At 67.7% G+C, this 24,156-nt stretch carries 24 protein-coding genes; 4 read left to right on the top strand and 20 right to left on the bottom strand.

The genetic code is table 11. From position 1 onward, the window contains the following. Positions 1 to 107 precede the first annotated feature (107 nt). The 17 genes from JOF42_RS09625 to prmC all read right to left on the bottom strand — a co-directional run bounded on the left by JOF42_RS09625 (position 108) and on the right by prmC (position 16,918). Entirely contained in the window at positions 108 to 2,873 is a 2,766-nt protein-coding gene (locus JOF42_RS09625; RefSeq protein WP_210097662.1) for an FtsK/SpoIIIE domain-containing protein, read from the bottom strand. Between the two features lie 58 nt (positions 2,874 to 2,931). Further along, the gene (locus JOF42_RS09620) at positions 2,932 to 3,696 is read right to left on the bottom strand and encodes a PP2C family protein-serine/threonine phosphatase (protein ID WP_210097661.1); all 765 of its coding nucleotides are present in this window, start codon (positions 3,694 to 3,696) and stop codon (positions 2,932 to 2,934) included. Between the two features lie 105 nt (positions 3,697 to 3,801). Then, the gene (locus JOF42_RS09615; RefSeq protein ID WP_210097660.1) at positions 3,802 to 4,785 is read right to left on the bottom strand and encodes an aldo/keto reductase; all 984 of its coding nucleotides are present in this window, start codon (positions 4,783 to 4,785) and stop codon (positions 3,802 to 3,804) included. Positions 4,786 to 4,889: 104 nt separating this feature from the next. Further along, positions 4,890 to 5,699, bottom strand: a complete 810-nt coding sequence (locus tag JOF42_RS09610) for a DUF5684 domain-containing protein (RefSeq protein ID WP_210097659.1) — start codon at positions 5,697 to 5,699, stop codon at positions 4,890 to 4,892. Between the two features lie 116 nt (positions 5,700 to 5,815). Then, positions 5,816 to 6,562 carry a YaaA family protein gene (locus JOF42_RS09605; RefSeq protein ID WP_210097658.1) on the bottom strand — a complete coding sequence of 249 codons (747 nt, stop codon included), beginning with the start codon at positions 6,560 to 6,562 and terminating at the stop codon, positions 5,816 to 5,818. A 76-nt stretch (positions 6,563 to 6,638) separates the two neighbouring features. Next, complete coding sequence (locus JOF42_RS09600) at positions 6,639 to 6,899, bottom strand: F0F1 ATP synthase subunit epsilon (RefSeq protein ID WP_056308253.1); 261 nt, start codon at positions 6,897 to 6,899, stop codon at positions 6,639 to 6,641. Between the two features lie 2 nt (positions 6,900 to 6,901). Then, complete coding sequence (atpD, locus tag JOF42_RS09595) at positions 6,902 to 8,356, bottom strand: F0F1 ATP synthase subunit beta (RefSeq protein ID WP_045255375.1); 1,455 nt, start codon at positions 8,354 to 8,356, stop codon at positions 6,902 to 6,904. A gap of 21 nt (positions 8,357 to 8,377) precedes the next feature. Then, positions 8,378 to 9,277: a F0F1 ATP synthase subunit gamma gene (locus JOF42_RS09590; protein ID WP_210097657.1), complete on the bottom strand. Its 900-nt coding sequence runs from the start codon at positions 9,275 to 9,277 to the stop codon at positions 8,378 to 8,380. Between the two features lie 20 nt (positions 9,278 to 9,297). After that, positions 9,298 to 10,938: a F0F1 ATP synthase subunit alpha gene (gene atpA, locus JOF42_RS09585; protein ID WP_045255377.1), complete on the bottom strand. Its 1,641-nt coding sequence runs from the start codon at positions 10,936 to 10,938 to the stop codon at positions 9,298 to 9,300. A 47-nt stretch (positions 10,939 to 10,985) separates the two neighbouring features. Then, positions 10,986 to 11,774, bottom strand: a complete 789-nt coding sequence (locus tag JOF42_RS09580) for a F0F1 ATP synthase subunit delta (RefSeq protein WP_210097656.1) — start codon at positions 11,772 to 11,774, stop codon at positions 10,986 to 10,988. Further along, positions 11,774 to 12,328: a F0F1 ATP synthase subunit B gene (locus JOF42_RS09575; RefSeq protein ID WP_210097655.1), complete on the bottom strand. Its 555-nt coding sequence runs from the start codon at positions 12,326 to 12,328 to the stop codon at positions 11,774 to 11,776. Before JOF42_RS09575 ends, JOF42_RS09580 begins: the two co-directional genes overlap by 1 nt. Before the next feature lie 27 nt (positions 12,329 to 12,355). Further along, positions 12,356 to 12,592 carry an ATP synthase F0 subunit C gene (gene atpE, locus JOF42_RS09570; protein WP_042541851.1) on the bottom strand — a complete coding sequence of 79 codons (237 nt, stop codon included), beginning with the start codon at positions 12,590 to 12,592 and terminating at the stop codon, positions 12,356 to 12,358. Positions 12,593 to 12,635: 43 nt separating this feature from the next. Beyond that, positions 12,636 to 13,418, bottom strand: a complete 783-nt coding sequence (gene atpB / locus JOF42_RS09565; RefSeq protein WP_210097654.1) for a F0F1 ATP synthase subunit A — start codon at positions 13,416 to 13,418, stop codon at positions 12,636 to 12,638. 146 nt (positions 13,419 to 13,564) lie between these two features. Then, a complete protein-coding gene (locus JOF42_RS09560; protein WP_307803576.1) occupies positions 13,565 to 14,140 on the bottom strand; it encodes a Cg1360 family ATP-synthase-associated protein in 576 nt (191 codons plus the stop codon). Then, on the bottom strand, positions 14,137 to 15,306 hold the full coding sequence (locus JOF42_RS09555) for an MraY family glycosyltransferase (protein WP_210097653.1): 1,170 nt from the start codon (positions 15,304 to 15,306) through the stop codon (positions 14,137 to 14,139). The genes JOF42_RS09560 and JOF42_RS09555 overlap by 4 nt, the downstream gene beginning before the upstream one ends. After that, the gene (locus JOF42_RS09550) at positions 15,303 to 16,010 is read right to left on the bottom strand and encodes an L-threonylcarbamoyladenylate synthase (RefSeq protein WP_210097652.1); all 708 of its coding nucleotides are present in this window, start codon (positions 16,008 to 16,010) and stop codon (positions 15,303 to 15,305) included. The genes JOF42_RS09555 and JOF42_RS09550 overlap by 4 nt, the downstream gene beginning before the upstream one ends. A 47-nt stretch (positions 16,011 to 16,057) precedes the next feature. Then, a complete protein-coding gene (prmC, locus tag JOF42_RS09545) occupies positions 16,058 to 16,918 on the bottom strand; it encodes a peptide chain release factor N(5)-glutamine methyltransferase (protein WP_210097651.1) in 861 nt (286 codons plus the stop codon). Positions 16,919 to 17,019: 101 nt separating this feature from the next. Between prmC and cysK the strand changes: the two genes are divergently transcribed. Continuing rightward, positions 17,020 to 17,958 (top strand): cysteine synthase A, encoded by a 939-nt coding sequence (cysK, locus tag JOF42_RS09540; RefSeq protein ID WP_210097650.1) that lies wholly within the window; start codon positions 17,020 to 17,022, stop codon positions 17,956 to 17,958. An 8-nt stretch (positions 17,959 to 17,966) separates the two neighbouring features. Next, positions 17,967 to 18,536 (top strand): serine O-acetyltransferase EpsC, encoded by a 570-nt coding sequence (gene epsC, locus JOF42_RS09535; RefSeq protein ID WP_210097649.1) that lies wholly within the window; start codon positions 17,967 to 17,969, stop codon positions 18,534 to 18,536. A gap of 25 nt (positions 18,537 to 18,561) precedes the next feature. On the opposite strand, the gene JOF42_RS09530 is transcribed toward epsC, so the two are convergent. Together JOF42_RS09530 and JOF42_RS09525 are read right to left on the bottom strand one after the other, a co-directional pair. Next, complete coding sequence (locus JOF42_RS09530) at positions 18,562 to 18,963, bottom strand: phage holin family protein (RefSeq protein ID WP_210097648.1); 402 nt, start codon at positions 18,961 to 18,963, stop codon at positions 18,562 to 18,564. A 70-nt stretch (positions 18,964 to 19,033) separates the two neighbouring features. Continuing rightward, entirely contained in the window at positions 19,034 to 20,578 is a 1,545-nt protein-coding gene (locus JOF42_RS09525; protein WP_210097647.1) for a CitMHS family transporter, read from the bottom strand. 152 nt (positions 20,579 to 20,730) lie between these two features. Between JOF42_RS09525 and JOF42_RS09520 the strand changes: the two genes are divergently transcribed. Together JOF42_RS09520 and JOF42_RS09515 are read left to right on the top strand one after the other, a co-directional pair. Further along, complete coding sequence (locus JOF42_RS09520) at positions 20,731 to 22,380, top strand: sensor histidine kinase (protein WP_210097646.1); 1,650 nt, start codon at positions 20,731 to 20,733, stop codon at positions 22,378 to 22,380. Beyond that, positions 22,377 to 23,030 (top strand): response regulator, encoded by a 654-nt coding sequence (locus tag JOF42_RS09515; protein ID WP_210097645.1) that lies wholly within the window; start codon positions 22,377 to 22,379, stop codon positions 23,028 to 23,030. Before JOF42_RS09520 ends, JOF42_RS09515 begins: the two co-directional genes overlap by 4 nt. A gap of 39 nt (positions 23,031 to 23,069) precedes the next feature. Here the strand turns inward: JOF42_RS09515 and prfA are convergent, their stop codons facing one another. Further along, the gene (prfA, locus tag JOF42_RS09510) at positions 23,070 to 24,149 is read right to left on the bottom strand and encodes a peptide chain release factor 1 (protein ID WP_210097644.1); all 1,080 of its coding nucleotides are present in this window, start codon (positions 24,147 to 24,149) and stop codon (positions 23,070 to 23,072) included. Positions 24,150 to 24,156: the final 7 nt, after the last annotated feature.

Raw genomic sequence — 24,156 nt, 5'->3', positions numbered from 1 at the left:
CTGGTCGGGAATCCGGAGCAGGAGTGTCGGGCGAGACGCTCGCAGGAGTCCGGTGCAACACTCAGTCGCCATCCGCCCATCCGCGCCTGGGCCTCAGCGCCCACGCCTCAGTGCCCGGGGATGAGCGCGGGGATGACGACGCGGCGTGGGCCCGAGTCCCCGATGAGGGACCACGCGCGTCCGGCGTGGGATCGCGCGTAGGGAGGCAGTTGGCGCACGCCGGCCAGCTGCCGGAGTTCCGAGATGTGCTCCGCCCTGACGAGCACTTCACCCTCACGACGTACCCGCTGCCAGAGGGTCCAGTGGCGCTGCCAGGCGTCGGGCTCCCCCAGCAGGATCACCGATCGCCCGGACTGCTCCGGAACCTGCAGGAGGTCAGCGGACAAGGGGATGACGTCGCACCCGGGATAGGCATCGGCAACCGCGACGGCGACCGTCGAGACTCCCGGTGTGATCAGTGCTGTCATGGCGGCGCGCGGTGACCACGCCTGCTGGCCACCGCCCGGCGACATCGCGCGATGGGGGTGGGCTGACCTGAGACGGTCCTCAGGCACCCACGCCAGTTGGACCTCACGGTCGTCGATCCTCATCCGCCCCGGGGGCCGATCGCGCTCGAACCCGCCGGAGTCTCCGCCCGCTGCCAGGTGATCGACGCGACTCTGCATCCGCAGAAGGCCACGTCTCGGGAGCGCATCGAGAAGGCGCCCCACGGCGCCCGCGGAGCGTGTGGCGGTGAGGACGAAGGTGGTGCCCCCGGCTCCCCGGATGATCTGCTCCCACAGGTGGGCGAGATGCTGCGCGTACTCCACCGGCAGATCGTTGATCTGCGCGTCGATGTCGTCGCAGAGCACCAATGCGGGTCGAGTCCGACCGTCGGCCAGTTCTGTGACGGCATCCCAGGCCAGCTCCGAGTCCGCCGGAAGCAGAAGTGCGTCCGGGTGCTGCTTCATGAGGGACCGGAGCGCGGATGTGCGCCCGGATCCGGACGCTCCCAGCAACGCGATGCCGCGCTCCTCGCCGATCGACAGGGTGACGAGAGGCTGTCGCTGACGTTCCGGTTCGTCGGCGCGGCCGAGAACGACCTCACCGTGGTTCGCGTCGTTGCGAAGAGCCGTGAGCGGTAGGACGCGAGGCAATGCGGGCAGCCACGGGCTCTGCGGAACGTCGACATGCTCCCACTGCACAGCGATGGCTCGCAGGTCTGCGGCACTCGTCAGAGCGACCCTCATCGCAACCGGCTCCGAATCCTGGGGGCGTCGCGCGAGTGCCAGCCCTCGCGCCTCGACACCACCCGGGAGATCAGCCGCCGCATCCGTTCCTATCACGACGCGGCTGTCGGATGCTTCCCCGACCCGCAGGCTGATCCGCAGCGGACAGTTGGCCGCGAGGGCATCACGGATCACGCCGGAGGCACGCTGGGTGCCCAGAATGAGGTGCATTCCGAGGGCTCTCCCCCGTGCGGCGATGTCGGTGAAGACGGCCCCGAGGTCGGAGTGCTCCTGCAGCAGCGCCGCGAACTCGTCGACGACGATGATGAGGCGCGGCATCTCGCTCTCGCTCACGTCGCGCACGCCCGCCGCAGCCAGCACGGACTCGCGGCGGCGCAGCTCGGCCGTGAGGCTGGAGACGCCACGCCGCGCCCCCTCGTCATCGAGATCAGTGATGACGGCCACCACATGGGGAAGCATCCGGAGAGGCTCGAACGCCGTGCCGCCCTTGAAGTCGGCCAGGACGAACAGGACGCGGTCAGGGCTGTGGCTGCTCGAGATCGCGGTCACCCACGACACCAGAAGCTCGCTCTTGCCGGTCCCCGTGGTGCCCGTCACGACGGCATGCGGTCCGTCGTCGACGATGTCCAGAACGATCTCATCACGTTCGCCTCGCCCGATCGCGGCAGCCAGGCCCGACCCCGATCCCGGCTGCGTGAGGTCGCTGAGCGCCACGCCTGAGGGAAGCGACTCCAACGCTTCTGCATCTCCTGCTCGCGCCAGCGCCACGGCGACCGTCTGCGCATGCGACATGCACTCGGCTTCCATCTCGACGATCCCCTGCGGGGTGCGCAGAGTCGCGCGTCTCGGCTCGATGATGTCGATGACCGTCGTGATGCCCTCGGGCACCTCCTCGTCACGCGCGAGAAGCGCGATCACTGCATCTGCGACCGGTCGGGATTCTCCGGCCTGGCTCACACCGAGCCGGAACGCACCTCGTCGCGCCGCGCGAGCCTGGGGAAGCCCCGCCACACCCCAGTGCTCCAGTCGACCTCCCACGACCGTGAGCTGCGACGCGGAGAACCGCAGGCACATCTGCACGATGAGCGCCCGGGCAGCCGACGCGACGACCGGGTGGGCACCGCGCAACGCCACGCCCCCGCCGATCGGCACCGTGAGCGGCACCCCCTCGAGCGCCGAGCATCGTTCCCGGAATTCACGCTCGCGCTCGCCCTCACCCCCGGACGCTCTGACAGCGCTGACGCCGCGGCCCGTGCCGACCACGATCTCGGTGCGGGAATCAGGGAGATCGGGGCCCCGAAGCGGCGGCTGCGCCAGGCAGGCGGCCGCATCCGGGTGCCGGTGCCACCGGATCCTGCGTTCTTCGTCGTGGAGTCGGGAGAGCTGCGACTCGGCCTGCGACCATGCCTCCGCCGCATGCGCCTCAGCCTCTCGTTGCGCTTTGCGCCGAGAGCGCGCACCGTCGATCAGGGACGCCACGACCATCAACGGGCCGAGGGCAGCGAAGCACAGCGAGAACAGCGAACCGGTCACGAGCCAGAGAACCACGCCGCCGACGACCGGGACGAGGGCTGCCACGAACGGAATCGGCGGACGGCGTGCAGCCGCAGGGGCCACGGGGATGGCGATGGGCAGGGAATCCATGCCCATCAGTCGATCTCATCCGCGGGTCGCGGGGGTGACCTCCACAGAGAACGGGACGTTACTCCGCTGCGGACTCCGTTGTGGAGGAGGACTCGTCGGCGATCTGGACGATGACGAGCGTCACGTTGTCGCGGCCGCCGTTCTCCAATGCGGCGGCGAGCATGGCATCGACCGCGGCACCGGGGTCGGCGTTCTCGCGGAGGAAGTGCTGGATGCCGTAGTCCGTCAGTTCCTTCGTCAGTCCATCGGAGCAGATCACGAAGCGGTCACCCGCTCTCACGTCGAGCGTGACGTAGTCGGGAGCGGTGAGCTCGCTCGCCCCGACCGCGCGGGTGATCACGTTGCTGTACGGATGCCCTTCGGCCTCCTCCGGGCTGATCTTGCCCGCGGCGATGAGCTCCTGGACCACCGAATGGTCGGTCGTCACCTGCACGAGGCGGTCGTCACGGAGGAGATACACGCGCGAGTCGCCGATGTTCAGCGCCACCCAGTGGGGCTCGTCGTTCTCGAATTCGAGGAAGACACCGGTGAGGGTCGTGCCGGTGCCTTCGTCGGTCGTCTCCGGATGATCGGCGATGTCGCCGACCGCGAGCTGCAACGCACCCTCGATGGCGTCTCGCTCGACCGCACCGGAGGCGACGACGGCTTCGAGGCGGGTCACGGTGCTCTGACTCGCGATCTCACCGCCGGCATGACCTCCCATGCCGTCAGCGACGATGAACAGAGGGTATTCAGCGAAGAACGCGTCCTGATTGTTCTCGCGTCGCCGACCGACGTCGGTCACGCCCGCCCAGGACAGCAGCAGCGGGCGCTGCGCAACCATGACGCTTCGCGTCTTCGTCGTCGTGTCAGACACTCGTCGCCTCCGAAATTCCTGCGGGCCGGGCCGCCCCAGGATACTCACACATCGTAGTGGAAACCGAGTCGCTCACACTCGCGCCCCCGGGTCGTCGGGCAGAGGGAACAGGTCATCGATGAGAGCCAGTTCGTCGGCATCCGGTCGCCACGCCTCTCCTGCCTCGGCATTCGCCTCGATCTGCTCGACCGACGTGGCTCCCGCGATCACGCTCGAGACCACGGGGTTCGCCAGCAGCCAACCGAATGCCGCCTGGAGCATGGTGATGCCGCGCTCGGAGCAGAAATCGCGGAACGCATCGATGGCGTCCCACTGTGCGTTCTCCCACACATGGCGACGAGCGGACATGATCCGGCTCGACGCGGGGCCTCCCTCGCGGGTGAACTTGCCCGTGAGCAATCCGTTGTGCAGCGGGAAATACGGGAAGAATCCGAGCCCGTAGCGTTCGACGGCCGGGAGCACCTCGCGCTCCGCCGCCCGAGCGAGCAGCGAATAGTGGTTCTGAGCGGACACGAAGCGCCCGGTGTGGCGCTCACGAGAGACGAACTCCGCCTCGGCGACCTGCCAGCCGGAGAAGTTCGAATGCCCGTAGTAGCGGATCTTGCCCTCTGCGACGAGTCCGTCGAGTGCGTCGATCGTCTCGGCGATGGGTGTTCCCGCGTCTGGAAGGTGCAGCTGATAGAGGTCGATCCAGTCCGTCTGGAGGCGACGCAGCGACTCCTCGACGGCACGACGGACGTAGCGGCGGGAACCACGTGCCGCGGGGAAGGCGTATCCCATGTCGCGCTCGTGCCCGAATTTGGTGGCCAGAACGACGCGGTCCCGGCGCCCGGCGAGGGCCTCCCCCATGAGCGTCTCGCTCGCGCCGGCGGTCGCTCCGTACATGTCGGCGGTGTCGAGCAGCGTGATGCCGTTCGATATCGCGGCGTCGATCACCGCTCTGGTGCCCTCGAGCGACTCGGTGGCGGTGCCGGCGCGACCGAAGTTGTTGCATCCGAGGCCCGTCGACGAGACGAGGAGTCCTGAGGCACCGACCCGGCGCTGCGACATGAGCATGTCTCCACGCTATCGCCTCGCGCCGACACCCTCGGCATCGAAGGCAGACCGCCCCGAGACAGCACAGAGCCCCCGACCGGAGTCGAGGGCTCTGTGTCACATCATCAGGCCGGAGGCTGCGTGGGATCCGTCGGCGGGACCTGCGGAGCAGCAGGAGGCGCTGCAGGCGGTGCCGGCGGGACCTGCGGAGCAGCAGGAGGCGCTGCCGGAGCTGCCGGCGGGACACCGGGTGCGCCCGGAGCGGACGGCGCGGCCGGAGGCGTGTACCCGGGCTGGGCGGGCGGCGCGTATCCCGGCTGAGCCGGAGGTGCATAGCCGGGCTGAGCCGGAGGTGCGTACCCCTGCGGTACCGGCGGCGCGTACCCCTGCTGGGGTGCACCGTAGCCCTGCGGAGCGCCGTATCCCGGGCCTGCGGCCGGTCGCGGCTGCACGGGAATGCCCTGCCACACGGTCGTGTCTGCCAGGAATCCGTTCGCAGCCCACGGAGCCGGCGCGATGTTCGGGTTCCAGCGCGACTTGTCGAACGCGTTGATGCCGTACCAGACGATGGACAGCAGCACGTAGAGAACGACCCAGACGGCGTCCTTCTGCAGCTTGAGCCCGATCCGCCATGCGGCGAGAGCCAGCACGACCGCAAGCGCGATGCTGGTCAGGAAGTTGAGGTACGGAATGCACGAGAGACCGATGCCGATGAGGACCACCCACGGCGAGACGTCTCCGAGCTTGGCGAAGACCATCATGTTGTACACGGGCACCCATGCGCGCCACTTGCCCTGCACGCCGGCCTTTTCGAAGATCTTCATCAGGAAGATCGACGCGATCACGTAGAACGCCGCTGCGAACAGCAGACCGATCAGGAGCGCAGCGAAGAAGCCTGCCAGGGCCGCCCCGCTGTCGTAATAGTCGTTGTACATGAATCCCTCCGGATCCGATGGAGCAGACGCCGTGCGCGCCGCGTCACCCACCATAGCGGGGCGGCAATATATGAGGCAACGACACACGCAGGAGTCCGCGCCCGTGTGACGCTGCGTCACTCGGCGACGACGAACTCCAGGATTCCGGGTTCCGCGGCGACGCGAAGTACGAGACCACGTGAGTCGGCCCAGGTGCGCAGAGTGCGCACGGAACGCACGCGGGGACGGTCCTCGGAGAGAGCGCGTACGAGCAGGCCCTTCGACTTCTTGTTGAAGTGGTTGAGCGCCCGCCCGTGCTCGGTGACCACCCTCACGTACGCGGAGGTGACGGATGCAGGCACCGGCCCGAGTGCGACGTACGCCTCGCTGCGCAGATCGAGGACGAATGCCGGGTCTTCCCCCGCGATCGCCTCTGAGGTCGCATCCGCCCAATGACGGCGCAGCGCCGGCACACCGGGAAGCGATGTTCCGGCTGCCAGGCGATAGGACGGGATGCCGTCGAGCGCACCGATCGGGCCGAAGGGCGCCGAATGGATCCATGCGTGGGAGCCGAGCCAACGCCGCGACGCCGCCGACAGGGTCTGCGCGTCGAGCGCGTCGTACAGCACCCCGGTATAGCGGTCCACAGCGGGCATCGTCGCCGCGGAGCGCAACATCCGATTGTGAGCGACGTCACCCGACTGCTTCGGACTCAGCTTCAGCACCTTGCGCGCGGCATCCTCGTCGGCAGCGAGATCGACGAGCGCGTCGATCACCGCCTGACGTGCGCTGTGCAGTCCGGGAAGCGCCAAAGCGTGCACGTCGAGCGGCGCGCCGTCGCCGCCGGGTCGCTTGGTCTCTGACGGGGGCAGCAGGATCTTCATGGGACCTCGGGGATACAGACGCGTCCGCCCCGGCACCCACTGGGGGCGCCGAGGCGGACGCGATGAACTGAACTGATCAGGCGATGAGAGCCGCGTTGCCTGCCACGATCGTCAGGACGTCGCTCTCCATCGAGAGGAAGCCGTCCTGTGCGTTGGCGAGCACCTTGGTGCCATCCGTCTGCGTGATCCGGACCTCGCCCTGGGCGAGGATCGCCAGAACCGGCTCATGGCCGGTCATGAAGCCGATCTCGCCCTCGACGGTCTTGGCGACCACGAGGCTCGCCTCTCCCGTCCAGACCTCCGCATCCGCGGAGACGAGGCTGACATGCAGTGCCATGGTCAGCCGTTCTCCTTCTGGATCTTCGCCCACTGCTCTTCGACGTCGGAGATGCCACCGACGTTGAAGAAGGCCTGCTCGGCGACGTGGTCGAAGTCACCGCGCGTGATCGCATCGAAGGACTCGATGGTCTCCTTGAGCGGGACGGTCGAACCCTCGACACCCGTGAACTTCTTGGCCATGTAGGTGTTCTGCGAGAGGAACTGCTGGATGCGACGTGCACGAGACACGACGATCTTGTCCTCTTCCGAGAGCTCGTCGACACCGAGGATGGCGATGATCTCTTGCAGTTCCTTGTTCTTCTGGAGGATCTGCTTGACCGTGGTGGCGACGCGGTAGTGGTCCTCGCCCAAGTAGCGGGGGTCCATGATGCGCGACGTCGAGGTCAGCGGGTCGATGGCCGGGTACAGACCCTTCGACGCGATCTCACGCGAGAGCTCCGTGGTGGCGTCGAGGTGGGCGAACGTGGTCGCCGGAGCCGGGTCGGTGTAGTCGTCGGCGGGCACGTAGATCGCCTGCAGCGAGGTGATCGAGTGGCCGCGCGTCGAGGTGATGCGCTCCTGCAGGAGACCCATCTCGTCGGCGAGGTTCGGCTGGTAACCCACGGCGGAGGGCATGCGGCCCAGCAGCGTGGAGACCTCGGAACCGGCCTGCGTGAAGCGGAAAATGTTGTCGATGAAGAGCAACACGTCCTGCTTCTGCACGTCACGGAAGTACTCCGCCATCGTCAGAGCCGAGAGGGCGACGCGCAGACGCGTTCCCGGCGGCTCGTCCATCTGGCCGAACACGAGGGCCGTCTTGTCGAAGACACCCGCCTCTTCCATCTCGTGGATCAGGTCGTTGCCCTCACGGGTGCGCTCACCGACACCGGCGAACACCGACACACCACCGTGGTCCTGCGCGACGCGCTGGATCATCTCCTGGATGAGGACGGTCTTTCCGACACCGGCGCCACCGAACAGACCGATCTTTCCACCCAGCACGTACGGCGTCAGGAGGTCGATCGACTTGATGCCGGTCTCGAACATGGTGGTCTTCGACTCGAGCTGGTCGAAGTTCGGAGCCTTGCGGTGGATCGGCCAGCGCTCGGTGACTTCGATCGTCTCGCCGGGCTCGAGGTTCAGGACCTCGCCGATCACGTTGAAGACCTTGCCCTTGGTGACGTCGCCGACGGGGACCGAGATGGCCTCACCGGAGTCGCGCACCTCCTGGCCGCGGACGATGCCGTCGGTCGGCTTCAGGGCGATGGCGCGAACGAGGTCGTCGCCAAGGTGCTGAGCGACCTCGAGCGTGATCTCGACGGACTCGTCGCCGATCGTGATCGTGGTCTTCAGTGCGTTGTAGATGTCGGGGATCGAGTCGTGCGGGAACTCGATGTCGACAACCGGACCGTTGACGCGTGCGACGCGCCCGACGACCGCGGTCGCCGGCTGGTCAGCCGTGGCGGTGGTGGTCATTTTCGTCTCTTTCCTGATGGTCTATTTGCTCGACGAGAGTGCGTCGGCGCCGCCGACGATCTCCGCGATCTGCTGCGTGATCTCCGCCTGACGCGCGTTGTTGCGCAGACGGGTGTAGTCGGTGATGAGCTTGTCGGCGTTGTCGCTGGCCGACTTCATCGCCTTCTGCGTCGCAGCCTGCTTGGCAGCAGACGACTGCAGGAGAGCGTTGAAGACGCGGCTCTGGATGTACACCGGCAGGATCGCGTCGAGGACTGTCTCGGCATCCGGCTCGAACTCGTACAGCGGGTAGACGGCGCTTCCCGCATCAGAGTCATCGGCTTCCGCGATCTCCAGCGGAAGCAGACGCACGGATTCCGGCGACTGCGTCATCATGCTGACGAAGCGGTTGTACACGAGGTGGATCTCGTCGACGCCGCCCTCGTCCGCACCGCGCGAGAAGTCCTCGAGCAGCGTGGCCGAGATCTCCTCCGCCGTGTGGAACGACGGGGTGTCGGTGTCGCCGGTCCACTCCGCGGCCGCCGCGATGCGACGGAACTGGAAGTAACCGACGGCCTTGCGACCGACGAGGTAGAACACCGGCTCCTTGCCCTGACTGCGCAGGAGCTCCGCCACCTCGAGACCCTCTCGGAGGATCTGCGAGTTGAAGGCTCCGGCAAGGCCCCGATCCGACGAGAAGATCACGACCGCGGAGCGGCGGATCGTCTCGGGCTCGCGGGTGAGCGGGTGGTCGACGTTCGAGTGCGTCGCGACGGCGGACACGGCCCTCGTCACGGCACGCGCGAAGGGACTGGACGCTTTGACGCGTCCCATCGCCTTCTGAATGCGCGAAGCCGCGATGAGTTCCATCGCCTTCGTGATCTTCTTGGTCGTCTGAGCAGAAGAGATCTTCTGCTTGTAGACCCTGAGTTGAGCGCCCATGAAATCAGTTCCTCACGCGATTACGCGCGACGACCCTTGACGATCTTCTCCTGGTTGACGTCGTCGGCCTCGGCCGCACCGTGCTCCTCGTGACCGGGAGCGCCGATGGCCTGCCCCTTGCCACCCTGGAACTCCAGGAGGAAAGCGTCGGTGTGCTTCTCGAGTTCAGCCACCGTGTCGTCATCGAGGACATTGGTCTCACGCAGGGTGTCGAGCACCTTGGTGTTGCGTCGGAGGTAGTCCAGGAGCTCGCGCTCGAAGCGGAGGACATCCGCGACCTCGATCGTGTCGAGCTTTCCCTTGGTTCCGGCCCAGATCGAGACGACCTGCTCCTCGACGGGGTACGGCGAGTACTGCGGCTGCTTGAGCAGCTCGGTCAGACGCGCACCACGCGAGAGCTGACGACGCGACGCCTGGTCGAGGTCGGACGCGAACATCGCGAAGGCCTCGAGCGAGCGGTACTGCGCGAGCTCGAGCTTCAACGTTCCGGAGACCTTCTTGATCGACTTCACCTGAGCGTCACCACCGACTCGCGACACCGAGATACCCACGTCGACCGCAGGACGCTGGTTGGCGTTGAAGAGGTCGGACTGCAGGAAGATCTGGCCGTCGGTGATCGAGATCACGTTGGTCGGGATGTACGCCGAGACGTCGTTGGCCTTGGTCTCGATGATCGGGAGACCGGTCATCGAGCCTGCGCCGAGCTCGTCGGACAGCTTCGCGCAACGCTCCAGCAGACGGGAGTGCAGGTAGAAGACGTCACCCGGGTATGCCTCGCGGCCCGGCGGACGACGCAGGAGCAGCGACACGGCACGGTAGGCCTCGGCCTGCTTCGACAGGTCGTCGAAGATGATCAGGACGTGCTTGCCGCCGTACATCCAGTGCTGACCGATGGCCGAACCGGTGTAAGGGGCGAGGTACTTGAAGCCGGCGGGGTCGGATGCCGGAGCTGCCACGATCGTGGTGTACTCCAGGGCGCCGGCCTCTTCGAGCGCGCCCTTCACCGAGGCGATGGTCGAGCCCTTCTGGCCGATGGCGACGTAGATGCAGCGCACCTGCTTGTTGACGTCGCCCGACTCCCAGTTGTCCTTCTGGTTGATGATCGTGTCGATCGCGATCGCGGTCTTGCCGGTCTGGCGGTCGCCGATGATCAGCTGACGCTGGCCGCGGCCGACGGGGATCATGGCGTCGATGGCCTTGATGCCGGTCTGCATCGGCTCGTGCACCGACTTGCGCTGCATGACGCCGGGCGCCTGCAGCTCGAGCTCACGCGAGCCCTCGGTGGCGATCGAGCCGAGGCCGTCGATCGGGTTTCCGAGCGGGTCGACGACGCGACCCAGGTAGCCGTCGCCCACGGGCACGGAGAGGACCTCACCCGTGCGGGTGACTTCCTGGCCTGCTTCGACACCGGTGAAGTCGCCGAGGACGACCACACCGATCTGGTCCTGGTCGAGGCTCAGCGCGAGGCCCTTGGTGCCGTTCGCGAAGGCCACGAGCTCGTTGGCCATGACGCCGGGCAGGCCCTCGACGTGCGCGATTCCATCCGCTGCATCGATGACGGTGCCGACCTCGGTCGCCGCTGCCCCGGTGGGCTCGTAGGCGGCGGCGAAGTCCTTCAGCGCGTCACGGATGACGTCGGGGCTGATCGATAGTTCTGCCATTGTCTTCCCTTTGTATCTGGGTGCGCGGTTCCCCGCGCGAAGTCGTGTTAGCCCGCGAGCTTCTGGCGAAGGTCGGCGAGTCGAGCGGAGATGCTGCCGTCGATGACGTCATCGGCGATCTGCACGCGCAGGCCTCCGACGACGGCGGGGTCGAAGACCTCGTTGAGGGATACGTTGCCGTCGTAACGGTGCGAGAGTGCGGCGCTCAGGCGCGTGCGCTGTGCGTCGGTCAGCGGCTTCGCGGTGTGCACCGTCGCCACCACCCGATCGCCCTGGTCCGCGACGATTCGCGTCGCACGCGACAGCATCTGCCGGATACGACGCTCACGCGGCTGGCGGACCAGCGATGAGACGATCAGCGCGGCGGCGTCGCTGACGCCCCCGGCCAGAAGCCTCTCGACGAGTGCACCCTTGGCGTCCTCTCCCCCGAGGCGGGTTCCGAGCGCGAGCTCGAGATCCGCGTTCGCGGCGATGACCCGGGAGAAGCCGAACAGCTCTCCCCCGATGTCGGCCTGGGGAGTGGAGATCGCCGCCGCACGGATGGCCAGCTCCTCGACGCCGTCGACGAGCTGCGACGAGGAGGACCAGCGCTGGGCCACGACGGTCTTCAGGATGTTCTGCACGTCCTGAGAGAATCCGGCGAAGACCGCCGACACGACGTTCTGTCGTGCCTCGGCCGGAGCCGAGGGATCGGTGAGCGCGCCGCTCAGCTGAGACGACTCCGCCACGGTCCTGGCAGCTGCGAACAGCTCCCTGGCCGAGTCGAGAGTGACGTCCTTCGCTGCGGCAAGCGCCTGAGTGGATGCCGCGAGTGCCTGAGTGGTCGCGCTGCCCATTACTGAGCCGCCTTCTCGGATGCCTCGAGGTCGGCGAGGAAGCGGTCGACGACCGCCGTCGCGCGAGCATCGTCAGAGAGCGTCTCGCCGACCACGCCACCGGCGAGGTCGATCGCGAGCGAGCCCACCTCACTGCGCAGCGAGACGAGAGCAGCCTGACGCTCGGCCTCGATCTGCGTGTGCGCGGTCGCGGTGATGCGAGCGGCCTCGGTCGATGCGCTGTCCTTGGCCTCGGCGACGATCTTCTTGCCGTCCTCGCGGGCGGCCTCACGGATCTCACCGGCCTCGGTGCGTGCCTCGGCGAGCTGCCGGGTGTACTCCTCGAGAGCGGCCTCAGCCTGCTTCTGCGCCTCGTCGGCCTTGGCGATGTTGCCCTCGATCGCGGCGGACCGCTTGTCGAGCATCGCCGTGAACTTCGGAAGGGCGACCTTCCACACGACGACGAGGATGACGAGGAACCACAGACCCGACCAGATGATGTCGTACCACGCAGGGATCAGCGGGTTGTGCGCTTCACCCTCTGCTGCGAGGTTCGTGACAAGAGCGTTCAGCATCCTGTCTCCTTCAGAAGTCGGTAGAGATTACGGGAAGGGGATGAATCCGACGGCGATGCCGACGAATGCAAGCGCCTCGGTGAAGGCGATACCGATCCACATGAGGACCTGGAGGCGGCCGGCCAGCTCGGGCTGACGAGCAACACCCTCGATGGTCTTGCCGACGACGATGCCCACACCGATGGCCGGGCCGATTGCTGCGAGGCCGTAGCCGACCGAAGCGAGGTGACCGTTGATGTCTGCGAGAACCGTAGTAGCGTCCACGGGTTTTTCCTTTCGTTGGGTGGGGCGGCAGTTGCCGACCCGCTCAGTGCTCTTCTGCGACCGCGAGCTGGATGTAGACCGCGGTGAGGACGGTGAAGACGTATGCCTGGAGGACGGCGACCAGAATCTCGAAGAGAGTGAAGGCACCGCCGAAGGCGAGGGTTCCGACACCGAGAGCGGCCCAGCCGCCACCTGCGGTGAAGAAGAAGAACTGGGTGGCCGCGAAGCACAGCACCAGGAGCATGTGACCGACGACCATGTTCATCAGGAGTCGGAGCATCAGCGTGACCGGACGGATGATGAACGTCGAGAGGAACTCGATCGGCGTCACGATGATGTAGACCGGCCACGGCACGCCGGCAGGGAACAGCGCGTTCTTGAAGAAGCCGACGGGGCTCTTCTTGATACCCGCGTAGATGAACGTGATGTAGCTCACGAGTGCGAGCGTCAGCGGCACGGCCGCGATGCTCGTTCCGGCGATGTTCAGGAACGGGATGATTCCCGTGATGTTCATGAACAGCACCATGAAGAAGATCGTGGTGAGGATCGGCAGGAATCGGTTGCCGTCCTTGCGTCCGAGCAGATCGTGCGCGATGTTGGAGCGGACGAAGTCCAGCCCCATCTCGACGACGCTCTGGAATCGACCGGGGACGATCTTCATCCGGCGGGTTCCGAGAACCAGGATCAGCACGACCGCGACGACGGCGAGGAACTGAACCAGGTGGATCCGGTGGACGGGAATACCCGCCACGTTGAAGAGGATCTCCGGGAAGAATTCGTCGATCGAAGGTCCGTGGAACTCGCCGTCAGAGGCGAGTTTGGGCATCAGGGTCGCAGCAAGATTGAACAGCGCGGGCTCCAGCTTCGGGGCACCGGTCAGAACCGGGGCGACGATGGTCGGTGTGCTTCAAGCGCAAGCGCTCGCGGGCGAGCGGCGGGCACTTGTCAACACTATCAGAATAAGAGGGTTACCTAAGACCGCGGGGCGGCTTCAGCCGGCCCGTCCTGGTCGCCGGGCTCCGGCACGATGTGATGACGACCGGGGGCACGATCCTCCGGCACGACCGTGGGCAGCTGCACGCCCGGGGCGCGATCGTCAGGCGCTTCGGTGGGCAGGGACGCGTCGCTCACGTTCGGAAGCCGCATCCGCGTGATGACGATCACATCGATGACCAGGGTCGCCACGACGCCCGTCACGATCGAGAGGAAGAACACCATCGGGTGTATCCACGGCTGACCGCTCAGCACGATCATGATCACGACGAAGAGGCCGAGCTTGAGCAGCCAACCACCCAGCACGATCGCGAAGAACAGCTGCACGTACAGCGGGTCGCCGAACCAGCGGTTGGCGATGAGGATGCTGAGTGCGGTGATCCCGAGGAACAGCATCGCGAGCACGACGCCGAGCAGGCCGCTCACGAGCCCCTCTCCCCCGCCGACGAGGAGACCGATCAGGCCCGCGACGATCGCGAGCACGACCATCGACAGGGCTGACCAGAGCAGCGTCTTCCGCAGGATCGGATTGCTGGAAACAGGGCTCGGGCTCACGGGGACTCCACGGGTGTCGGGTCGGATGCAGACGCCGCGGACTTCCGCCGGCGAGTGGGGCTGAGGGTGATGATGAGGCAGGCCACGATGCCGACGACACCGAAGACGACGCCCGGGACGTACTGGCCCGGCCAGTCCTCGCGGGCTCCCACGTACATCAGGAGGACGGCGAGCGAGATGACGGCGGTCCAGGCGTAGAAGATCAGCACCGCGTCACGATCGCGGTGTCCGAGGTCGAGCATGCGGTGGTGCAGGTGCTTGCGGTCGGGCGAGAACGGCGACTTGCCGGCGTTCATGCGGCGCAGCACCGCGAGTCCGAAGTCGAGGAGCGGCAGGAGCACGACGAGCAGCGGAAGCAGGATCGGGATGAACGCGCCGAGGAGCTGGGAGCGACCCAGGCGCTCCGGGTCGAGGGCCGAGGGCTCGAGCTGTCCTGTCACGGCGATCGCCGACGTCGCCATGAGAAGACCGAGCACCAGAGCACCCGAATCGCCCATGAAGAGCTTCGCCGGACTCCAGTTGAACGGCAGGAATCCGAGGCAGGCGCCGATCAACACGGCAGCGAGGAACGATGCGAGGTTGAAGTAGCTCGATGCGCCGGTGTCACGCGTCAGGATGTAGGAGTACGCGAAGAAGACGCCGTTCGCGATCAGGCAGACACCGGCGACGAGGCCGTCGAGGCCGTCGATGAAGTTGACCGCGTTCATCACGATGACGATCGCGAACATCGTGATGGTGATGCTCAACCAGCTCGAGAACACGATCAGGTCGCCGAACGGCAGCGACAGGATCTGCAGGCCGCCGCCCACGGTGATGATCGCTGCGGCGAGGAACTGCGCACCGAGCTTGATCATCCAGTCGAGATCCCAGAGATCGTCGACGACACCGATGATCGCGATCAGCAGCGATGCGGCGAGGATCGACCACATCGTCTGCGGGGGCATCCACATCGTGGCGAAGAACGGATTCGCGGCCGAGACGCCGATCGCCGCGGCGATGCCGAGGAAGATCGCGACTCCCCCGAGGCGGGGGGTCGGCGTCGTGTGCACGTCCCGCTCACGGATCCCCGGGTACAGCTTGAAACGCAGACTCAGTCTCCAGACCGCCCAGGTCAGTGCGAAGGTGATCGCGGCGGTGAGGATGATCGTGAAGAGGTACTGCTTCACGAATCCCCGTCGGCTTCCGTCGGCTGCTCGGCGGGCTCGAGCAGGTCGCCGAGCACCTCCTCCAGCCGCTCACGACTCACCGCTCCCGCACGGAGGATTCGCACGCCGCCGGTCGTCGGCTCCGCACCACGCGGGACGAGAGAGGTCGCGTCGACGATCGTCGACGCGATGCCGTCACGGCTGAGGCCGTCAGCGAGGTAGACGGCGACGCTGTCGCCCAGCATTCGCTCGGCATCCGAGGCGGAGATCGCCGCATCGCGACCCGTGAGGTTCGCACTCGACACGGCGAGCGGGCCCGTCTCCGCCAGCAGCTCGAGGGCGACGCGCCCCTCGGGCATCCGCACGGCCACCGTGCCCTGGGTGTCACCCAGATCCCAGACGAGAGACGGCTGTGCGGGGAGGACGACGGTCAGTCCGCCGGGCCAGAAGGCGTCGACGAGCCTCTGCACGGGCTCGGGGACCGACTCGGCGAGGGCGTGCAGAGTCTCCTTCGTACCGACGAGGACGGGCGGCGGCTGATCGCGGCCACGCCCTTTCGCATCGAGGAGGCGCTGCACCGCAGCGGGCGAGAATGCGTCGGCGGCGACACCGTAGACCGTGTCGGTGGGCATCACGATGAGTTCGCCGCGGGCGATGGCCTGGCGGGCGTGACGCATACCGGCGAGGAGCTGGGCCTCGTCGCCGCAATCGAAGATGGAGGACATGACGATCCGATTCTACGTGGGGATGCCTGAGCGGCGCGTGTCCGCCCTCACGGACGCAGCGCGGTCGTCGCCCGATCGCGCAGCGTCAGGTCGCGGTGGGTGGATGCCGCACGCCATCCGTCCTGTGTGAGGATGCTGCGGATCTCCTCGCCCTGGAGCTCACCGTGCTCGATGACCAGAAGACCTCCCGGGTGCAGCAGCTCGAGAGCCCGCACGCTGAGGACGCGCACGATGTCGAGCCCGTCCTCTCCCCCGTACAGCGCCATCGACGGGTCGTACAGCCGAACCTCGGGGTCACGGGGGATCGCCGCATCCGGAACGTAGGGAGGGTTGGAGATGACGACGGATGCCGTGCCGTCGAGCTCTCCGAACGCCTGGGCGAGGTCCTCGTTGACGAGCGTGAGGTTGGCGATGCCCTGCGTGTTCCGCACTGCCCACGGGTACGCATCCGGCGACAGCTCGGTGGCGAAGATCTTCGAATGAGGGACTTCCGTGGCCATGGCGAGGGCGATCGCCCCGCTGCCCGTGCCGAGGTCGATGCCGATCGGCTCCGGATGCGCCGAGCCGAGCAGGGCATCGATCGCGTACTGCACGACGGTCTCGGTCTCGGGCCTGGGGACGAAGACGCCCGGGCCGACCGCGAGTTCCAGGTGGCGGAAGGGCGCGGTCCCGGTGATGTGCTGCAGCGGCTCCCTGGCGGCGCGGCGCGTGACGAGCGCATCGAGGGCCGCGGCCGAATCCTCGGCGATCGCGTCGCCCCTGATCACGGCCGCCTGCACCTCGCCTCGCCGCGAGCCGAGGACGTGACCCGCGAGGAGCTCCGCATCGACGACAGGATCCGAGACGCCGGCCTCCGCGAGTCGCCGAGCGGCGGCATGCACAGCGGATGCGAGGGAGATGTCAGGCATGACCACCAGCGTAGGGCGCTGGCAGGTGTCATATTGCCCGACCCCCCGGGGCGCTCGCCTAGGCTGGAGCCGCAGTCACCCCGCACAGGAAGGCTCTCCCCATGCCCGGTATCCACTCCGACATCACCACCGCTTTCGGCAACACCCCTCTGGTTCGTCTGAACCGGGTCACCGAGGGCCTCGGCGCGACGGTGCTCGCCAAGCTCGAGTTCTACAACCCGGCGTCGAGCGTCAAGGACCGGCTCGGCATCGCGATCGTCGACGCCGCAGAGGCGTCCGGCGAGCTGAAGCCGGGGGGAACGATCGTCGAGGCGACGAGCGGCAACACCGGTATCGCCCTGGCGATGGTCGGCGCAGCGCGCGGCTACAACGTGATCCTCACGATGCCCGCGTCGATGTCGAAGGAGCGGCGCATGCTCCTCAAGGCGTTCGGCGCCGAGCTCGTCCTCACCGACCCCACCAAGGGCATGACGCACGCGGTCGCCGAGGCGGAGGCCATCGCCGCCCGGACGCCGGGTGCCGTGCTGGCGAAGCAGTTCGCCAACGAGGCGAACCCCGCGATCCACCGCCGGACCACGGCCGAGGAGATCCTCCGGGACACGGAGGGCGCCGTCGACTACCTCGTCGCCGGCATCGGCACCGGAGGCACCATCACCGGGGTCGGCCAGGTGCTGAAGGAGCGCGTGCCCGGCGTGCAGATCGTCGCCGTCGAGCCCAAGGACTCGCCGATCCTCACCGAGGGCCACCCCGGACCGCACAAGATCCAGGGCATCGGACCGAACTTCGTGCCGCCCATCCTCGACCGGGACATCCTCGACGAGGTCATCGACGTCACGTTCGACGATGCCATCGAGGTCGCGCGCGAGACAGCGCGCAGAGAGGGCATCCTCGTCGGCATGTCGAGCGGTGCCGCCATCTGGGCCGCCCTGCAGGTCGCGAAGCGCCCGGAGGCCGCAGGCAAGACCATCGTCGTCATCATCCCCTCGTTCGGCGAGCGCTACCTCTCGACCGCCCTGTACGAGCACCTGCGCGAATCCTGATCCGTCCGATGGGCATGATCGGCCGAATGCGCGAGGACATCGCGGCAGCCCGACTTCGCGACCCCGCGGCCCGCAGCGCGGCAGAGGTCGCGCTCCTGTACCCCGGGCTGCACGCGATCTGGGCGCATCGCGTCTCACATGCGCTCTGGCGCAGACGGCTTCGACTGCTGGCGCGCGGGACCTCTCAGGTCTCGCGCTGGCTCACGGGCATCGAAATCCATCCCGGCGCGCAGATCGGACGGCGATTCTTCATCGATCACGGCATGGGGGTCGTCATCGGCGAGACCGCCGAGGTCGGCGACGATGTGATGCTGTACCACGGCGTCACGCTCGGCGGCCGCACCAGGGACTCGGGTAAACGGCACCCCACGCTCGGCGACGGCGTCGCCGTGGGGGCGGGAGCGAAGATCCTCGGACCGATCACGATCGGCGAGGGATCGGTGGTCGGCGCGAACGCGGTGGTCACGCGCGACGCTCCCGCCGACAGCATCCTGGTCGGCATCCCGGCGAAGGCACGGGCACGCATCCTCGGCGAAGACACCAAGGCGATGCTCACCGCACCCGACTACTCGATCTGAGACTCTCCGGCGACCGCCGGGCGCCTCAACGGCCGCGCGCCTTGTCGACCTTCTTGCGCAGGAAGATCAGCGGCAGCAGCACGCTTCCCAGCGCCGTGACCAGCCAGACGATCACTGCGCCGAGCAGCCAGCCCGCGAGGTCGACGATGCGCAGACCGCCGATCGGCAGCAGCACGACGACCACCAGCGCGATGAGTGTGGACACGATCCCGATGCCTCCCATCAGCACCGGCGCGTAGCGATCGGCGATCTTGCTGACCCACGGGGCGAGGATGCTCTGCACGATCGCGAAGATCAGGATGCAGATGACGAAGCCCCACCACTTGTCCCACTGGATCTGGAATCCGTCTAGCAGGAGGTCGGCGACGATGAGGCCGAGCCCGGCGGACACGACGTACAGAAGCGCGCGGAAGAGGAACGTGATCACGCGCTGAGCATATCGCTCCGGCACCGAGCCGCGGGGAACCGGCGCATCCGGGTCCCCGCGGCGGATGCGGTCACGCGGCGACGAAGAAGGGGATCGCTCCGGACAGGATGCCGATCCCGAGCATCACGAGCGACACGATCGTGGCACGCCAGAGCACCTTCCTGTGGTGATCGCCGAGGTTCACTCCCGCGAGGGAGACGAGAAGCAGGATCGCCGGCACCAGCGGGCTCTGCAGATGCACGGGCTGCCCGATGATCGAGGCCCGCGCCATCTCGACAGGGTCGATGCCGAACGTCGCGGCGCTCTGCGAGAGGACCGGGAGGATGCCGAAGTAGAACGCGTCATTCGACATGAAGAACGTGAACGGGATCGACAGCACACCCGTGATCGGTGCGAGGAACGGGCCGAGCGCCGGGGGCAGGACGTCGGTGATCCACGTCGCCATCGCATCGACCATGCCGGTCCCCGACAGGACGCCGACCAGCACCCCCGCGGCGATCACCATCGACACCACGCCGACGATGCTCGGCGCATGCGCCACGATCTCGGACGCCTGATCCTTGATCCCCCGGAAGTTGACCAGAAGGGCGACGGCGGCACCGACCATGAAGACGTAGGGCAGCGGCATGATGTCGAGGACGAGGAGGACCATCACGGCGAGCGTGAGAGCGAGGTTGAACCAGATCAGCGTCGGACGCAGCGTGGGGCGAGCCGGGTCGAGCATGGTGTCGGCCATCGCGGTGTCCGCCGGGTCGACGCTCGCGGCGGCCACCGGTGCCCGTCCGCCGGCGACGACGACGATGTTGCCGGTGCGCAGCGCGGCGCGTGCTCCGGGCTTCGCGTCGGATCCGCGGAAGATCTTCGGCACGGTCGACAGCGCACCGCCCCCGGACCCGGCGAGGAGGCCCTCCGAATCGAGGCGACCGAGCCTGCGCCGCTCCCCCAGCCCGAGCATCCACGCGAAGCCGAGCGTGACGACGATGCCGACACCGAGTGCCGGGAGCATCGGGACGAAGATGTCCGTCGGCTGGAGCCCGAGGGCCGTCGCCGCGCGCACAGTGGGGCCGCCCCACGGCACGATGTTCAACGTGCCGTTCATGAGACCCGCGACGCAGGTGAGCACCACGGGGCTCATGCCGAGCCGCAGGTAGATCGGCAGCATGGCCGACGTCGTGATGATGAACGTGGTCGAGCCGTCGCCGTCGAGGGAGACCGCGCCGGCGAGGATCGCGGTGCCGAGTACGACCTTCGCGGGGTCGTCACCGAGCACTCGGGTGATCACGCGGATGAGCGGGTCGAACAGCCCCACGTCGATCATGATCCCGAAGAACATGATCGCGAACATCAGGAGAGCGGCCGTCGGGGCCATCGTCGCGATCGAGTCCAGGATCATGTCGCCGAGACCGAGACCGGCGCCTGCGAACAGACCGAACGCGGTCGGGACGAGGATCAGCGCGACCATCGGGGTCAGACGCTTGGTCATGATGAGCGTCATGAAGGCGAGCACCATCGTGAATCCGAGAAGGACGAGCACCCACTCCGGTGGTACGAACGCCACGTCATACGTGGGCGCCTCTTCTGCGGCCGCGGGCAGGCCGGTGAGCAGGTCGGGCATACGGTGACTCCTTCGTCGTCGCTCCGTCGTCTGTGACGGATCCTGACGAGACTAGGCAATCCGCTCGGCACTGGCGCGTTAAGACGCATTCCCTGTCGTTGTGCGCGTAGCGTGGGTTCTGCGCATATTGCGCGAAGGGAGCGCCCGTGGCGATGACGACGAAGAACCGGCCGCGATTCGCGACCCGCGCGCTGCTCCTGCACCTCGCCACCGTCGCACTCGTGGTCGGCCTCTGCACAGGCATCTACCTGGCACTCGCCGTCCAACAGTTGCGCGCGGAGGCCGAGTCCACCGCTCTCGGCATCGCGAGGACGCTGGCTGAGGACCCGCAGGTCCGCGCCGAGGTCGCACGCATCTCCTCCGCCGAGGTCAGACCGGATGCCGAGTCGCTCAGAGTCGGCGAGCTCCAGCGCACCGCGACGGACGTCGCCGAACGCACCGGCGCGCTCTTCGTCGTGATCGCGGATGACGAGGGCATCCGTCTCGCCCACCCCACGCCCTCGCGCATCGGCGAAGAGGTGAGCACCCCGTTCGAGGAGGTGCTCGCGGGCAACGAGGTGGTCGACTGGCAGACCGGAACCCTCGGCGAGTCCGCGCGTGCGAAGGTGCCGGTGCGCGACAAGACCGGCACCCCCGTCGGCGAGGTCAGCGTGGGGTTCGAGCGGACGGGCGTCTTCGACGACCTGCCGCCGCTGCTCGCCGTTATCGGTGTCACCGCCGTGGGGGCACTCACCCTCGCTGTCCTCACCTTCCTCCTTCTGCGCCGTCGCTGGGAGCGCCTCACGCTCGGCGTGCAGCCTGAAGAGCTCGTCGCGCTCGTGCAGAACCAGACCGCCGTCCTCAACGGCGTGGACGACGGAGTGCTCGCCGTCGACACCGCGGGCATCGTGAGGGTGAGCAACGACGCCGCTGATCGGATGCTGGGTCTCACCGCACCGATCGGTCGCCCCCTCACCGCCCTCGGTCTCCCCCCGACCGCGCTCGAGACCGTGACCGGCGACCGTGAGCGATCGACTGCCGTCGTGGACGAGCGAGTGCTGTACCTCGAGGCGAGGCCTGTCGTACGCGACGGACGCTCTCTCGGCGACGTGTTGATCATCCGCGACCGCACCGACCTGATCGCGCTCACCGAGAGGCTCGACACGGTGCGCACGATGACCGCAGCGCTGCGTGTGCAGCGACACGAGTTCGCCAATCGCATGCACGTCGCCGCAGGGCTGATCGATGCCGAGCGGGTCTCGGACGCGCGGGCTTTCCTCGGCGAGCTCGTCGAGCGCGGGTCCGTGGCGTTCCCCGTCGCCGGCCTCGGCCTCCTCCGCGACCCCTTCCTGACCTCGTTCCTGGGCGCGAAGGGTGTCGAGGCGGGCGAGCGTGGCGTCTCCCTCCGCATCGCGGACGACAGCCAGCTGCTGGGCAGTGTGGCGGAACCGGAAGACGTCGCCGCCGTGCTGGGCAATCTCGTGGACAACGCCGTGACCGCCGCCGTCGCCGGGGAGCGCACGCCTCGCTGGGTCGAGGTCGCCGTACTGGGCGACGGAGACGCGCTCGTGCTCACAGTGGCGGACTCGGGCGCGGGACTCGGGAGCGTCGATCCGATGTCACCGAAGCCCTCGGACGACGTCGGCTCCGACCGCATCCACGGGCACGGCCTCGGCCTCCCGCTCGCGCGCGAGATCGCACGGCGCAGGAACGGCGACCTCTGGATCATCGACCCCGGCGGCACGGAGTGCGGCGCCGTGTTCGCCGCGCGCCTCGACGGCGCCCTCACAGACATCACGACAGCTCACGAGGAGCACCCATGACCGATCCCCTCCGCGTTCTCATCCTCGACGACGACTTCCGAGTCGGAGAGCTGCATCGCGCGATCATCGACGAGCAACCCGGTTTCATCGCACTGGAGCCCGTGCGCTCGATCGCCGAGGCACGGGAAGCCATCCGCACCGCGCACCCGGATCTGCTGTTGGCCGATGTCTTCCTGCCCGACGGCGACGGCATCGCCCTCGTGCAAGACGCCAGCGTCGATGCGGTCCTCATCTCCGCCGCGGACGACGCCCCGACCGTGCGGAGGGCACTGAGGTCGGGAGCGCTGGGCTATCTGCTGAAGCCCTTCGAGCGCCGGGCGCTGACCGGCCTCCTCGATCGGTACTCGCGGTACCGGAACATCCTCGCCGGCGACCGCCCCGTGCGCCAGGACGACACGGATCGCGCACTGGCCATCCTGCACGGTTCCGGAGAACCGGTCTCCGTCTCACGATCGGCGACCGAGCAGCTGGTGTTGGCCGCACTCGGCGACGGCGAGGCATCGGCGGCCGAAGTCGGAGAGCGCGTCGGGATCTCACGGGCCACCGCACAGCGTCACCTCGCCTCGCTCGCGGCGCGGACGGTCGTCGAAGTGCGACTCCGATACGGAGCCACCGGACGTCCGGAACACCGCTACGCCGCCCGCACCTGATCGGTCACCGGGCGCCAGGGCGCACGTGGGGCGCGCGGTTCAGGACTCGGAGCCCACAGCCGCGAGTCGCGCCTCTTCGTCGGCCTGGATCGCGGATTCGATGATCGGCTCGAGCGCGCCGTCCATCACCTGATCGAGGTTGTAGGCCTTGAATCCGGTCCGGTGGTCGGCGATGCGGTTCTCGGGGAAGTTGTAGGTGCGGATGCGCTCGGAGCGGTCCATGCCGCGGATCTGCGACTTCCGCGCGTCGGATGCCGCAGCATCCAGCTCCTCCTGCTGCTTGGCGAGCAGCCGGGCCCTCAGCACGCGCATGGCGGCCTCACGGTTCTGCAGCTGGGACTTCTCGTTCTGCATCGACACGACGATGCCGCTGGGAAGGTGCGTGATGCGCACAGCGGAGTCCGTGGTGTTGACCGACTGGCCGCCCGGGCCGGACGAGCGGAACACGTCGATCTTCAGATCGTTCTGGTTGATCGCGATCTCGTCGGGTTCGTCGACCTCGGGGAACACCAGCACGCCGGTGGTCGACGTGTGGATGCGCCCCTGCGACTCGGTCGCGGGCACGCGCTGCACCCGGTGCACGCCGCCCTCGTACTTGAGATGAGCCCAGACGCCCTGCGCGGGGTCTGTGGATGAGCCCTTGATCGCGACCTGGACGTCTTTGTAGCCGCCGAGGTCGGACTCATTGCGCTCGAGGAGCTCGGTCTTCCACCCCTTGGATGCCGCGTACTGGATGTACATGCGCAGCAGATCGGCGGCGAAGAGAGCCGACTCGGCACCGCCCTCCCCCGCCTTGATCTCCATGATCACGTCGCGCGCATCGTCGGGGTCGCGCGGGATGAGGAGGCGCCGAAGCTTCTCCTGCGCCGCCTCGACGCCCTCTTCGAGTGACGGAACCTCTGCGGCGAACGCCTCATCCTCGCGGGCGAGTTCGCGCGCCGCTTCCAGATCGTCGGATGCCGCCACCCACGCGTCGTGGGCGGCGACGATCCTGGACAGCTCCGCGTAGCGGCGGTTGACGCGCTTCGCACGAGCAGCGTCGGCGTGCACCGCCGGGTCGGAGAGTTCCTCCTGCACCCGGCGATGCTCGTCGATCAGAGTCTGGACGGACTCGAACACAGTGGCT

The sequence above is a fragment of the Microbacterium phyllosphaerae genome (assembly GCF_017876435.1).
Taxonomy (GTDB): Bacteria; Actinomycetota; Actinomycetes; order Actinomycetales; family Microbacteriaceae; genus Microbacterium; species Microbacterium phyllosphaerae.
This window is presented reverse-complemented; position numbering and strand designations above follow the sequence as displayed.

Bases quoted from the DNA above. Each gene is read 5' to 3' on its own strand.
- JOF42_RS09625 (WP_210097662.1), bottom strand. From the start codon at position 2,873: ATGGATTCCCTGCCCATCGCCATCCCCGTGGCCCCTGCGGCTGCACGC.
- JOF42_RS09620 (WP_210097661.1), bottom strand. From the start codon at position 3,696: ATGGTTGCGCAGCGCCCGCTGCTGCTGTCCTGGGCGGGCGTGACCGAC.
- JOF42_RS09615 (WP_210097660.1), bottom strand. From the start codon at position 4,785: ATGCTCATGTCGCAGCGCCGGGTCGGTGCCTCAGGACTCCTCGTCTCG.
- JOF42_RS09610 (WP_210097659.1), bottom strand. From the start codon at position 5,699: ATGTACAACGACTATTACGACAGCGGGGCGGCCCTGGCAGGCTTCTTC.
- JOF42_RS09605 (WP_210097658.1), bottom strand. From the start codon at position 6,562: ATGAAGATCCTGCTGCCCCCGTCAGAGACCAAGCGACCCGGCGGCGAC.
- JOF42_RS09600 (WP_056308253.1), bottom strand. From the start codon at position 6,899: ATGGCACTGCATGTCAGCCTCGTCTCCGCGGATGCGGAGGTCTGGACG.
- atpD (WP_045255375.1), bottom strand. From the start codon at position 8,356: ATGACCACCACCGCCACGGCTGACCAGCCGGCGACCGCGGTCGTCGGG.
- JOF42_RS09590 (WP_210097657.1), bottom strand. From the start codon at position 9,277: ATGGGCGCTCAACTCAGGGTCTACAAGCAGAAGATCTCTTCTGCTCAG.
- atpA (WP_045255377.1), bottom strand. From the start codon at position 10,938: ATGGCAGAACTATCGATCAGCCCCGACGTCATCCGTGACGCGCTGAAG.
- JOF42_RS09580 (WP_210097656.1), bottom strand. From the start codon at position 11,774: ATGGGCAGCGCGACCACTCAGGCACTCGCGGCATCCACTCAGGCGCTT.
- JOF42_RS09575 (WP_210097655.1), bottom strand. From the start codon at position 12,328: ATGCTGAACGCTCTTGTCACGAACCTCGCAGCAGAGGGTGAAGCGCAC.
- atpB (WP_210097654.1), bottom strand. From the start codon at position 13,418: ATGCCCAAACTCGCCTCTGACGGCGAGTTCCACGGACCTTCGATCGAC.
- JOF42_RS09550 (WP_210097652.1), bottom strand. From the start codon at position 16,010: ATGTCCTCCATCTTCGATTGCGGCGACGAGGCCCAGCTCCTCGCCGGT.
- prmC (WP_210097651.1), bottom strand. From the start codon at position 16,918: ATGCCTGACATCTCCCTCGCATCCGCTGTGCATGCCGCCGCTCGGCGA.
- cysK (WP_210097650.1), top strand. From the start codon at position 17,020: ATGCCCGGTATCCACTCCGACATCACCACCGCTTTCGGCAACACCCCT.
- epsC (WP_210097649.1), top strand. From the start codon at position 17,967: ATGGGCATGATCGGCCGAATGCGCGAGGACATCGCGGCAGCCCGACTT.
- JOF42_RS09525 (WP_210097647.1), bottom strand. From the start codon at position 20,578: ATGCCCGACCTGCTCACCGGCCTGCCCGCGGCCGCAGAAGAGGCGCCC.
- JOF42_RS09520 (WP_210097646.1), top strand. From the start codon at position 20,731: ATGACGACGAAGAACCGGCCGCGATTCGCGACCCGCGCGCTGCTCCTG.
- JOF42_RS09515 (WP_210097645.1), top strand. From the start codon at position 22,377: ATGACCGATCCCCTCCGCGTTCTCATCCTCGACGACGACTTCCGAGTC.